This is a genomic window from Corynebacterium simulans (genome assembly GCF_001586215.1).
GTDB lineage: Bacteria > Actinomycetota > Actinomycetes > Mycobacteriales > Mycobacteriaceae > Corynebacterium > Corynebacterium simulans.
The window spans coordinates 2,149,694-2,162,297 of record NZ_CP014634.1 but is presented as its reverse complement, the minus strand read 5'-3'; the positions used below and the strand labels follow the sequence as shown (position 1 = coordinate 2,162,297).

Here is a 12,604-nt window from a genome sequence, read left to right as displayed (position 1 = left end):
TTAAAGAAACTCACCCCCCAACAGCATGGTTATCCGCGCTGGATGTCACGCGTGGGTATAGCTCAAGCGCGCAGCCACTCCCCCCGCAGACCCCGCGGACTACTGCCCCAGCTCCTTGCGGCGCTCGGCTGCCAGACGTAGGCGCTCGGCCCGGTCTTTGTCATCCTTCTTTTTCAATTCCTCATAAAGTTTTTCGTCGTCGTCGGAGAGCTTGACCGCCTCCCTGACACCCCACGAGGCGATACCTGCAATCGGGAAGACAAGCCAGAAATAGTCCCAGTCGAAGACGAAAAGCCCCAGGAAGAAGAGGATCATCGTCGCTGACCAAATGACGGCATCGATTCGGTGGACTAACCCTCCGCGGCGCTGCAGCCGGTCGAGCTCGGCCTGCGCTTCCGATTCCTTGAACGGGACGACCTCTGCAATTGGATTGTCAGGAAGGTCCTCAAAGAGGGAAGCGATCTCGCCGCGGGTACGCGCAACAGCCGCCTTTCCTGTGCGGTCTTCGAACTCGTTGATGTCGATGAGACCGTTAGCGAAGTGGGTGCTGAGGAGGTCTAGCGCATTGTGGCGTTCCGCGTCTCCCACGCGAATGTCTTTGTTCATGCTTTTACACTTTAATATCCAGCGTTCGGATCCACACGGGTAGGAATTTCCTCGCCAGCCTCAAAGGCTGCGGCCACCTTTGCGGTGTGTGCTCCCAAGTGGCGGCGCACCGAGTTACGGGTATTAGCAATGTGCGGTGTAATGACCACACGTTGGTCCTTCCACAGCGGGTGATCATCCGGGAGCGGCTCCGGATCAGTGACGTCGAGCGCTGCGCCGGCAATCTCGCCAGAGTCCAGCGCTGCCAAAAGATCCTCGGTACTGATGAGTGGGCCACGGCCCACATTGACCACCACCGCATGATTCGGCATTTGGGCAAACACGTCTTTGTTGACCATGTGGTGGGTCTGCGGGGTAAGCGGCGCGATGAGCACAAAGTAGTCGGCCTCAGACCAGACCTTGTCCACCTCGGAGATGGGATAGGTCTCATCCGCGCCTGGAACCGCGTTGCCGGACCGGTTTACGGCGATGATGCGCGGGCCAAAGCCAGAGAGCATCGTGATGAGCCGCTTGCCGATGCCGCCGGCGCCGATGATCGCCACAGTCTTGTCCTCGTGTAGGTAGGACTTGTGATCCTGCACCTCCTCGTAGTTGGAGAAGGTGTCGTTGACATAGCGATGGGCATGCAGCTGCGCAAGCAGCAGCGCGATGGTAGATTCCGCCACGGTGTTATCGAATACGCCAGCGGCGTTGGACCAGATTACGTCGGTCTCCTTCATGACGTCGAGCAGATGGTCTACGCCTGCAGACGGAATCTGCACGAACTTGATGTTCTCCGGCAGTGGCAACGGGAAGTCCGAGCCGTCGCCGTTGTAGATGAGGAAGTCGGCATCGGAAAGCTCCGCGAGCTCATGGCCAGCTCCCCGCAAGGTCTCGATGGATTCTTCCCATTGTTCCGGCAACATGGCGTATTTCATGGTCTTTTCCTGGGGTTTCTCTGGCCTCTAGTGTCTAGATTCGGGAGGCGTAGTTCGACAGGTAGTCGGCGTGGACAACGCTGCGGCGCTGGTATTCCGGCAGCTCCTCCATCTGCTTGCCCAGGATGCCCCGCAGCTCCGCGGAATCAAAACGTACTTCGCCGCGGCCGATGACCTCACCTTCCGGGCCCATGATGTCGATGATTTCCCCACGGGAGAATTCACCGATGGCCTCCGTGATGCCAACCGCCAGGAGCGAATTGCCTCCCTTGGTGACCGCCTGCATGGCGCCAGCGTCCAGGCGCACCGCCCCACCGGTATCGGCGCAGTAGAGCGCCCAGAACTTCCAGGCAGACAACTTGCGCTCCTCGCGGGTGTGGAAGACGGTGCCCACGGAGGCATCGGCAAGAGCAGGGCCAATGTTATCCGTCGACGTCAGCAGCACCGGGATTCCGCCGCGGGTGGCCAGGCGCGCGGCCGAGACCTTCGTGGCCATACCACCGGTGCCGACGTTGCCGGACTCACCGGCCTCGACCCCTTTCAGGTCTTTGCCCGTGCGCACCTCATCGATGAAGCGGGCGTCCGGCTCCGCCGGGTTTTTGTCATAGAGGCCATCGACATCAGAGAACAGGAACAGCGCGTCCGCGCCCATCAGGTTGGCCACCAAGGCGGAGAGCCGGTCATTATCCCCGAAGTGCATCTCCGAGGTCGCCACCGTGTCATTCTCATTGACGATGGGAATGGTGCGCAGCTGGCGCAGCCGGTCGATGGTGCGCTGCGCGTTGCGGGCGCGGTCCCGGTGCCCCGTATCCGAGGCGGTGAGCAGCACCTGGCCCACCGTGCGGTCATAGCGGGCGAAAGACCGGCCCCACTCGTACGCCAGATGCACCTGGCCCACAGACGCCGCGGCCTGCTTGGTGGCCAGATCAGTCGGCCGGCGATTAAGCCCCAGCGGGCCCATGCCAGCGGCCACCGCACCGGAGGAGACCAGGATGACATCGGAGATGCCCATGCGGGCGTGCACCGCGTCCACAATGTGGTCGATGCGCTCCTGGGAGACCAGGAAGTCCTCATCCGTCAGCGACGAAGAACCAATCTTGATGACTACGCGCTTGGCGTGCGCGATGCGCTGGCGCAGCGGCGAATCAAAGCCGGACGCCGTGGGATTTTCATGCAACGGGTCCGGAAAGGGGGTGTCAACCGTGGGCCCGGAATAAGGTTTTTGGGTTAGCGGAAAATCTTGTTGCGAAGACATGGCCGCCCATTGTACTAGCCCTGCCAGCGGTCCCGGTTCGCCTGCTCGCGGGTGACCTTCTCGTCATCGCCAAAGTCATACTCGTCGATGAGGCCACGGCGAGCCTGCGAAGCGCGCTTACGCTCAGCGGCGGAAACACGCTCGGTGCCGCCGAGGCGACCGTCGAAGCCGCGGCCGGCATCCGTGGCACGGCCGCCAGTCATCGGCTCCCACTCGAAGGTGATGCCGCCGATGGTCACCGGACAGCCCTCAACAGCGCCCTGCTTGAACAGCTCATCTTCCACACCGGCCTTGGCCAAGCGGTCAGCGAGGTAGCCGATGGCTTCATCATTTTCGAAGTCGGTTTGCACAATCCAGCGCTCGATCTTGTCGCCCTCCACCACGAAGGCACCGGCAAGCTCGGGATCAGGGCGCACGGTGAAGTCAGCGTGGGAGCCGGACTTACGCTCGCCACGTGGGCGGATGATGGTGTGGTTCTTATCCGCCTTGACCTTCGGCTGTGTGCGACGGTGCTCCTTGACCATCTCAAGCAGCTTGTACTTGAGCGGATCGAGGCCCTTGCGTGCCACCGCAGAAATAATGAAGACGGGCCAACCGTACTTCTCCTCCAGCTCGGGTTTGACGAACTCGGCCAGTTCTTCCGCCTCCCGAATATCCGCCTTGTTCAAGATAATGATGCGTGGGCGCTGCCGCAGATCGCCCAAGCCGGTGTCCTGGTCCAGCAGTTCTTGGTACTTTGCGAGCTCCTCCTCGAGCGCCTCAATATCGGAAAGCGGGTCGCGGCCCGGCTCCAAGGAGGCAACGTCAACGACGTGAGCGAGCACCGCAGTGCGTTCGATGTGGCGCAGGAAGTCCAATCCGAGGCCCTTGCCGTCAGCAGCGCCCGGGATAAGGCCCGGAACGTCGGCCATGGTGAAAGATTCAAAGCCCATGTCCACCACGCCGAGATTCGGCTGCAGGGTGGTAAACGGATAATCACCAATCTTTGGCTTGGCCGCAGAAAGCACGGAAATTAGGGAAGACTTGCCGGCCGATGGGAAACCGACGAGGCCGACATCCGCCATGGATTTAAGCTCCAACACCAGATCACGGGCCTCGCCCGGCTCGCCTTGAAGCGCAAAGCCTGGTGCCTTGCGGGCAGCAGAAGCTAGCGCAGCATTACCAAGGCCGCCAAAGCCGCCTTCAGCGGCTACAAAACGGGTGCCAGGAATCGTGAGATCCGCCAGCATCTCGCCGTCTTCGGAGTAGACCACGGTGCCGGCCGGGACCTCGAGGATGAGATCCTCGCCGCGGGCGCCATTGCGCCAGTCACCAGCACCGTTGTTACCTCGGCCGGACTTCAGGTGCGGACGGTAGTGGAAGTCCATCAAGGTATGCACCTGGGTGGAAACCTCTAGCAGGATGTCTCCTCCGTGGCCGCCATTGCCGCCGTCTGGACCGCCCAGCGGCTTAAACTTTTCACGGTGCACCGAAGAGCATCCGTGGCCTCCGTCGCCGGCCTGCAGGTGAAGAACGACGCGGTCAATAAAACGTGCCATGAAGTTGGTTTCCTCGCACTAACGCTAAGTAGCTGTTTTTCTTACTCTGAGCTGCTCATACTACCATCGGCGGCCGCCTGCTTCCTAGCCTGACGTTCCTCGCGGGCTTGCTTACGTCGGCGGCGACGCCATTCCAGATAGATGATGATAAGCAAAGAGATGGCGATGATGCTAAGCGCGGCAATCATCCACCACGACAGCTTTGGATGCCAGCCCGAATCCTCATCTCCGCCCGCAATGTAGACGCGTTCTGCATGCACGAGCAGACGATCCGTGTTGATGCCGTACGGGGTGCAGGTGATCAGCGTGATCTGATCCTTGTCAGGCTCATAAGTCACCGCATCGTACTTATCAGGTTTGACCACCTCGCGGCCCACGACCTTGTAATGCAGCAACTCGCCCATCACCTCGATGGTGACGATTTCGCCGTCCTTGAGTCGCGGCAAGTTATCAAACATCGACGCGTCCACCATGCCGGTGTGTGCAGAAATAACGGCATTGGTTCCCTTACCTCCCACCGGCAGTGAGGAACCAAACATGTGTCCCGCGCCGTCGTAAAGCACAGCAGGGGCAGTCGTATGCCGCACGGGAAGATCGACGTTAATTGCGGGAATGCGAAGTCGCGCAATCGCGCCCCCGGCCTCTGGGGCATTGAGCGTTTTCATGTAACGCTCAAAGCCCGGTGAAGAAGGATTCGGTGGGAAAGCATGATGACCTTGCTCCGCCAACCAATCGTTGTACTCATGTGCCTGCTGCACGTAGGCCTCTCGCTGGGCAGGCGGGTCGATGCGCTCAATGGCGCGCCGGTAGTTCTCCGCCTGGCGCTGCAGCTGCCAATCGTTGTACTGCGTGGCAACAATCGGATACAGCAGCACCAAGATGCCGAGGATAACCAGCCACAGCGAGCTTTTCTTCTTGCGTGACTGGTTCTTCTTCGTCTTAGTCTTCGCCATCGGTTTCTTCGTCGTTGCGATTACGCAGGTACAAAGCCATACCGATTGCCAGCAGAATGAGGCCGATGAGCAGCGCCCACACCAGGGTCTGGCGGCCGGTATCCGGCAGCAGGAAGCCGAGGCCTTCCTTCAGACGCAGAGCACCGTAGCTATCGTCGTCGGAGACGAGGATGTTATTGCCCAGCGCCGTCACAGTAACCTTGCCGCGGTAGTAGAAGTTATCCTCCGTCGACTCCGTGATCTTCACGTCGAAGCTGCAGGTGGTGGATGCCCCTTCAGCGAGATCGCCTGGGGCACAAACCTCAGTGGGAATCGCACCACCTTCCGGCACCACGTACTCGGATCCATCAGCGGCTACCACAGTGCGGCCAGCCAACTCCGGCTCGGTGAGCTTGAGGTCAGTCAGCGGCAAGGCGCCGTTGTTTTCTACCGTGTAGTTGAAACGCATGGTGGTCGCGTCGTCGGGAAGCACCGCGGTATCGGCCACCGTTCCGCTGACCGCACTGATAGGTGCGCCATCAATCTTCTTGGTGATGTTGACCCCAGGGAAGGTATTGATACCGGTCAGTTCCCACTTGCTGCCCGAAGTGGACATATCGCTGGCCTTCGCTACCGGCAGGACATCGAAGGACCACTGGCCAGAAGTCACCGTGTGGGTAGTCGGACCGATGGAGTTATTCGCCTTCACATTACCCAGGCGTGGTCCGGTCTCACCCACGGAGACAACCGGAGACGCAGAATCTTGATTCATGACCTCGCCGATGGTGCAGTTCTGATCAACTTCGATGTCACTCAACGTATGCGACTGGCCAGACTTCAAAGTGAATGTCTCACCACAGCTCGAGGAGAACTCGAAGGTCCGCCCCTCTCCTGCCGCGCCAACAGATTGCTTAGTGAAGGTGACCTCAACGCTATCGCGCGGATGCATCGCCTCACCGGCGATGGTCAACACCGGAGCACCCGTCTCAGAGCGCAGCGCGCTATCCAGCCTAAAATCGTAGGTGTATTTCTTCAAGTCACTGGTGACTTTGTCGAGTGGAATATCTGCAGGCTTTACATCCGGGTTATCGGCTGCGGCGCCCTCCTTCGTCCACGTCGCGAAAGTCATGTACGGAGAACGCGTGCCCGCGGTCACTTCTAACTGCACGCGCTCGCGCAGGGCCGAGGAACCACTTGCATCCAAGGTGCAGTCATAGCCCACCGGCAGGTTTACAACCTTGCCACCCGAAGGTGCACTGGCGTCAGCCACCGTCGCACTCGAGTTAGCTCTATTGACGTCGAAGCTCAACGTTTGGCTATCAAAGCCCGGAGCAGTACAGCTGACCTTATAGTCATAGCTATTGTTGCTCAGACCACCGAGGTAGCCATCCTGCAGCGCCGCGAAGGACACGGGGACGGTGCGGCGCGTGTAGGTGTTGGTGAAGTCATAGGAAACCGCCGGTTGGCCCTCTTCACCGACGCGCTTGTCGACCTCACGTGGGTCCTGCTTCCACTCCAAAGCTTCTGGTGTGGCAGAAGGAGCGAGCTCCGTGAAGGTACACCACGCACCGGAAGGAACCTCAACCTCGTCCGAGGTGAAGGTCAACGTGCCATCCGGGAAGGCAGTGGTATCGCCCGCATTCAAACTGGTAGGCAGCCCCACGTTAGAGATGGAATAGCCCACGCCCTGGCACTGGTAGTCGAAGCGGAACTCTGGGTTGGCCTCGCGCAGCACCTGAAGGTCGTCCGCATTGGCGACGATCTTCTTACTCATCTTGATGGGCGACTTCACGAATTCATAGAAGTTGACCAGTTCGACCTTGTTGCCCAGGCCTCCATCGGAGATGTCGTCCTCAATCATGAACTTCTGCGAGGTGGTCTCACCATCTGCGAGATCGGTATCCGTGTAGGTCATGCCCTCGTCGCGCTGCAGACGCCACTGCACCTTGCTTGGACGCATGTGCGTTTCCAGTTCCATGCCGTCCGGCGCGGTCTGGGTCAAGTTGAGCTGACCAAACTTGTCACCGGTCAGTTCGCATTCCGCGCCGACCGGGATATCAGCAAAACTGGTAGAGCCAGGTCCCTGAATGGTGCTGTTGACCGGGAAGGTTCCAAGGTTGCCCGAACCATCGATAGGCCCTTCTGGGTCACGACAGACCAATGCAAAGTTGTGGGTATAGAACTGGTCTTTCCAGTTTGAGCCATAAGCTGCCTGGACGTCGACTGGCGTGTTAGCAACCTTGTCCAGGTTCACCTCTGCCAGCTGACGGGTATAGGTATTGACCAACTTCACGTCTTGGTTGCCTCTGACGTCGAAGTTCAGGGAGCGATCGCCTGTAGCGTCCCCGACTTTTACTTCCTGGGTGAAAGTGATGCCCTCGGCAGCAGTGGTCTCACCTTCTGCCGCAACGCACTCGGAACCGTCCGGAATGTTATCAAAGCTCAAGGACTGGCTAGCCGCATCATCAGATTGCGGGGAGCTGACCTTACCGGAGACAGTGATGACGCTGCCGCCACCGGGTGGCGTGCACTTCATCGTGAAATCGAATTGACGGTTGTACTTGACGTCCTTGCGGGCCTGGGAGAAGTAAGCCTCATTGGCAAAGTCGACCTGCTTGGTCACAGCCACGGTGACATCTTGGTAGTCGTAGGTGTGGGTTACCTGTGCAATGGTGGAATCGCCGACGATGAACTCACCAGAAACGATGCGAGCTTCGTCGTTGAAGGTCTGAGACTCGCCATCGACTGAAATGTTGGAATCACGGTCGATGGCGTAGCCATTGCGTTTGCCGTCTTCACGGTTGCTGTCGGATTCGACCAATTGGCACGTGCTTCCCGACGTCACGACGGTGGCTGGCACGGTCTCCTTCGGGTTATCGGGCCCCAGGGTGATAGTGGCGTACTGGCCTAGGTCCAAGGGGCTGCCGTCGTCGGCGGTACAGGTCAATTCGTAGTCGACGTCGCGGAAGAACTCGTCGACGCCTGCCTCAGACTGGGTAATGGTGATGCCCTTACCGGCGGGTTCGAAGGTATTGGTCAGGCTAACGGACTCAGAGTCAGAATCGACTGTAAAAGTCTGCTCCTTGGCGTCGGTTGACCACAGAACGCCGTTGCCAGTCGAAGGAGTGGTTTCAGAGAACGTACATTCATTGCCATAGGGCACGCCCATCGCACCGTCGCGGTCATTAACCAGCCCCGCAATCGTGGGATCGGAGACCTCGGCGACGAGACGTTCGGTCTGCCCATCGGCTAAACGGACAGTACCAGTGAGGTCGACAGGAACATAGTTATCGCTCGTCGTCTCTACCGTGCGGGTACCACAGCGGAAGGAAAGCTCGTAGTCAGCAGGCAGGTTAGCGCCGTTGACGGAATTGTTAACGAGCTTGGTCAAATCGACCGTGCCCGTTTTATTGAGGTAGTGGTTCGACACAGAAACGCGGTTCTGGTTGGTATCCGTGGATTTGTTCACGGTCAAAACCGGGGTGGTCTTTGCTTCCTCATTGTTGAGGGTGGTCACCACGTCAGAAGAATCGGACGCGGAGACCGTGGTGCGGTCAAGCGTGACGTTCTGCTGCGAGGGGCTACCGGATTCGTAGACGTAGCAGTCTGCACCGACGCGCACGCCCTCGATCTTGACCGGATTGGCGGTGTCAGTGGTGATGTTCATGTCGCCTTCGAGATTGTAGGCGGCATCGTTTGGGTCGGTGCAGCGATAGTGCACCGGGAAGGTGGTACCCGCGTCCAACAAGCTGCTGCCTGGTCCACGCAACTGTTTGATCACACGGACGTCGCGGGTCTTGTAAGAGTAGTGCGCCTCGATACGAATATCGGACACAGTCGGGGTTCCACCTTGCGGATAATCCTTCAGGCGGATGGTGTAGGTGCCATCGGAGTTGGCTTGAATTTGCTGGCCATCAACCCAGACATCGCGGCCGTCGAAGCTAATGCGCTTGGCCTCGGAATCGGAAAGGCCAGACAGTGGCTTGAGCACGCAATCGCGCTCGACTGGGACATTGTTAAAGCTCGTATCGCCGGCGATTTCATCCCCAGTGCCCGTGGCCTGGATCGTGGATTGCTGACTGTAATTGGTGGTCAAACAACGTAGCGAGAAAGAATAATCGCGCGGGCTGCCGAGCTCGTTGACGGGTTCGCCGGTGATGGTCTTTGAGATGTTGACGGTGCCGGGACGGTAGTCATAGTTGTTGTTTGCCTCGATGTCGTTCGAGTGATCGGCGGCGTTGACACCGGATTTCAGGGTGACAGTACCAACGGGCACGGCGTCGGTGTTCTGGGAGGTGCCGTTGCCCTTCCAGGTCAGGGTCAGTTCCTTACCTGGACGGGCAGGCGGAGCACCATCAGCAAACTTCTCCGTCAAGGTACAAGTCGCGCCGGCTGGCAGACCTTCAACGGTGTAATCATCACCAGCGGCGAGATCACGGGAATCCTCCAGCTTCATCGTGGGGTAAGCATCGGAGTAGCCGGTCGGGGCGGCGCAGCGGTAGCCCAAGTTGAACTTGCGCGACTGCACCTCGTCGAAGCCGGCCGCGGTACCGGTGACCGTCTTGCGTAGGGTCAGCGCGGAGAATTGGTACTTTGACGTCCACGTGACAGTACAGGACATGGGAACCGAGTACTTGTTTTGATAGACCACCTCGGAGGTACCTGCCGCGGCATCGTTGTTGAGCCGGAATCCCGGAGGCACGGAGCCTTCCTTGATGGTGTAATCCGTGGTACCGAGGGTGCAACGCCACGTCGGCGTATAGCGGGCCAGCGCCTTGCTCTTTTCCGTGCCGGTGGCAGCAGACTTGAACACCATGGAATCGGCGGCAACGTTGCCGTTCACATCGGGGGACATGCGGCGCAGCGCCTGGGTGTAGGTGTTCGCGCCTTGCCACGGAACCTTGGTGTCGGTGCTGCCATAGCGGGTGGCCATGGAGAAATCGAACTTGGTCTCTTGACCCGTGATGGTCTTTTCCATCATGGTATCCGGCTGGACGACGTCACCGGTCATGCGGCCCATGTTGAGGGCTAGTGCAACGCCTTGGAAGTTGTTGCGAGTAAAGAAGCCGACGTCGAGGCTCGTCAGGCCATCGCCGCCCACAATGTAGGAGCCGGCCTTGCCGGTGTTGATGGAGAATTCCTTGCACACGAAGTCTTTCGGCGTGTTATCGCCGCGACCGTAGTAATCCTCGATGCCGGGGCCGAAGACGTTGCTGGAATTGTTATTGGCATCGCACGCGGAGCGATAACCGCCCGGAGTGAAACGCTTGTACGGAAAAATGGTCTGCCCCGTCTCGGGGGCATCGATGGTCAAGTTTTCCGTAAATAATGACCAACCACGAGTGTCCTGTGCATCAACAATTGAGGTGCGGTAATTGCTCACGTATTGGCCGGTGAACTTATCCTTGACCTTGATGTTGCGAAAGCGCAGGGTGGCCTGCTGCGATGCGGCCGTAATTCCGGTGCCTATACCCCACACCACGCTCGGCTGGATGGCCTCCTGACCAGAACGCGGGACAAAGTAGTCGGTGTCGTTTACATTGCGGCCAAAGACGCCGTCACCCACCGGACCAGAATAAGTCTGCACCTTGGAAGGATCAGTGTTCGTGTCGTAGCCGCGGTCGTCTTTTGTCTCGTACATGACGTCGAAAGTCAGCTCGTAGCGGCCGAGATCCTTCTTCACGGGCTTCGGGTAGGTGGTGACCGAGTTATTGAGATCCGACATGTCGATCCAGCACAGCTGGTCCGCATAGTTGGCGGCCTCACCGGTGCCACTGCGGAAACCGCACTGCTTGTACGTCGCCTCGTTCGTGGCCCAGCCCTTGCTGGTCTGTGCCTCGGCTTCGGGCGTCACCAAGTTATTCAGCGGCGAAGAGGGCGCGACGACTAGCATTAGCGTCACGAACGCCACCAATAATGCGGCGAAAAGGCGCCGAGTCTTGGTGTTAACCGTCATAAATGCTCCTGCGGAAAAGATTGTGTGTGAGGAATGAAATAGGTTGGCCGGGCGTACCCTCATACGCGACCATCTCCTTCATTGTCATCGTCATCCTCGTCGCGCCTGCGAACGAGAATAAAGCCCAGCACCAATGCGGTAATCGCAGCGAGCACGATGCCGATCACGCTGGCGCCGGTGCTTGCGAGGTTGTCGGCAATCTTGCCGGCAATACGCTTTGCTTGCTCGCCGACGCCGTTGCCCTTGCTGTCATTGCCAGCATCGTCGACTACCCCGCTGCTCGGAGAATCGGGATGCCTATGAGTCTCGGAACCCGTCTGGGTTTGTCCATCGCTATCGTCATCGTCGTCATCGATCGGATGATTTTTGCCTGCAACGACGACTTTCGCTGGAGTGGACTGGATAGTGGCAGGCTGATCGCCACGGCACTGTTCAGCTGCAGCAAGAACAACGCGCTCAGTTACTTGACGGCCGTTAGCATCGGAATACGCCAAGGTCGAAACACTGGGACTTAGGTTTGGTAGGCAGTAGCCGTCGGGGCTAAAGCGCGCAATGTTGGTGATGACATCGCCAACAGTTGCAGAAGAGCGCACTTCTGCTTCCAAGTGAATTTCCACACGGGTCTCCGGATTGCCGAGCCGTGCCTTCGCCAGAATGTCTAGACCAGACTGTTCCATCACGATCTCAACTGAGTTACCGTCAAGGGTTGTGCGAAAATCACGCCCGTCCTCCAAAGTTCGCGAGCCATTGAGGTTGCTCACGGTAATGGACTTTAGACGCCGAAACGCAAGACGCGGATCCAGCTCATCGAGCACGACAAACTGGTGGAGCTTTCCTTGGGCGTCGCAAGGCGGCAGCGACGTCCTGATGCGATAGTCCAACACAGCTCCAACCTCGACTGATCGAGCGTCCACTGTTTTATCGACAATCACCGGCTGCGCTTTGGCACTGATTTCAGCCTGCACGTCATTCTTTACGGGGACGAGGAAAGGGCTTGCCACATCCTCGTAGGAATTGTCGGTGCGTCGGGGCCGCTCGGTTACCTGGTACACGCCCTCTGATAAGCCTGTAAACGTTGCAGTACCGGTCTCATCAGTAGTTGCAACAATTTCAGGCCCGAGCTCCATGCCAGGCTTCGAAGTCAACAAGGCAGGATTATCCTGAACCATCTGCCCGAGTTCTTCTGGGCTGGCCAAGGGCAGCCCAAGAAGCTGACGGACGACGAAGATAGCACCAACGTTGGAGTTGATGCCTTTGGGGTCAGCACTCTTGTGAACTGCCAAACTACCAGTGCTTGCCGAATGCGCTGGCGCCGACGAGACAGCGACGAGCAAGGCGCACGCAAAGAACAGGCCAACGGCCAAGCGCATCAATGCCTCACATCGCCCTCTGGTAGTCAC

7 protein-coding genes are annotated in these 12,604 nt (G+C 58.9%); all 7 read right to left on the bottom strand.

What is annotated here, in order from left to right:
* Positions 1-99 precede the first annotated feature (99 nt).
* The 7 genes from WM42_RS10115 to WM42_RS10085 are packed head-to-tail and all read right to left on the bottom strand — an operon-like array spanning position 100 to position 12,604.
* On the bottom strand, positions 100-606 hold the full coding sequence (locus WM42_RS10115; RefSeq protein ID WP_062037851.1) for a DUF1707 SHOCT-like domain-containing protein: 507 nt from the start codon (positions 604-606) through the stop codon (positions 100-102).
* Positions 607-617: 11 nt separating this feature from the next.
* Positions 618-1,523 carry a D-isomer specific 2-hydroxyacid dehydrogenase family protein gene (locus tag WM42_RS10110; RefSeq protein WP_062037848.1) on the bottom strand — a complete coding sequence of 302 codons (906 nt, stop codon included), beginning with the start codon at positions 1,521-1,523 and terminating at the stop codon, positions 618-620.
* Between the two features lie 34 nt (positions 1,524-1,557).
* Entirely contained in the window at positions 1,558-2,778 is a 1,221-nt protein-coding gene (gene proB, locus WM42_RS10105) for a glutamate 5-kinase (protein WP_062037845.1), read from the bottom strand.
* 14 nt (positions 2,779-2,792) lie between these two features.
* The gene (gene obgE / locus WM42_RS10100) at positions 2,793-4,316 is read right to left on the bottom strand and encodes a GTPase ObgE (RefSeq protein WP_061924098.1); all 1,524 of its coding nucleotides are present in this window, start codon (positions 4,314-4,316) and stop codon (positions 2,793-2,795) included.
* A gap of 41 nt (positions 4,317-4,357) precedes the next feature.
* The gene (locus WM42_RS10095) at positions 4,358-5,269 is read right to left on the bottom strand and encodes a class C sortase (RefSeq protein WP_062037842.1); all 912 of its coding nucleotides are present in this window, start codon (positions 5,267-5,269) and stop codon (positions 4,358-4,360) included.
* A complete protein-coding gene (locus WM42_RS10090) occupies positions 5,256-11,204 on the bottom strand; it encodes a DUF5979 domain-containing protein (RefSeq protein ID WP_062037839.1) in 5,949 nt (1,982 codons plus the stop codon). The genes WM42_RS10095 and WM42_RS10090 overlap by 14 nt, the downstream gene beginning before the upstream one ends.
* Positions 11,205-11,263: 59 nt before the next feature.
* The gene (locus WM42_RS10085; RefSeq protein WP_145915063.1) at positions 11,264-12,604 is read right to left on the bottom strand and encodes an isopeptide-forming domain-containing fimbrial protein; all 1,341 of its coding nucleotides are present in this window, start codon (positions 12,602-12,604) and stop codon (positions 11,264-11,266) included.

Bases quoted from the DNA above. Each gene is read 5' to 3' on its own strand.
- WM42_RS10115 (WP_062037851.1), bottom strand. From the start codon at position 606: ATGAACAAAGACATTCGCGTGGGAGACGCGGAACGCCACAATGCGCTA.
- WM42_RS10110 (WP_062037848.1), bottom strand. From the start codon at position 1,523: ATGAAATACGCCATGTTGCCGGAACAATGGGAAGAATCCATCGAGACC.
- proB (WP_062037845.1), bottom strand. From the start codon at position 2,778: ATGTCTTCGCAACAAGATTTTCCGCTAACCCAAAAACCTTATTCCGGG.
- obgE (WP_061924098.1), bottom strand. From the start codon at position 4,316: ATGGCACGTTTTATTGACCGCGTCGTTCTTCACCTGCAGGCCGGCGAC.
- WM42_RS10095 (WP_062037842.1), bottom strand. From the start codon at position 5,269: ATGGCGAAGACTAAGACGAAGAAGAACCAGTCACGCAAGAAGAAAAGC.
- WM42_RS10090 (WP_062037839.1), bottom strand. From the start codon at position 11,204: ATGACGGTTAACACCAAGACTCGGCGCCTTTTCGCCGCATTATTGGTG.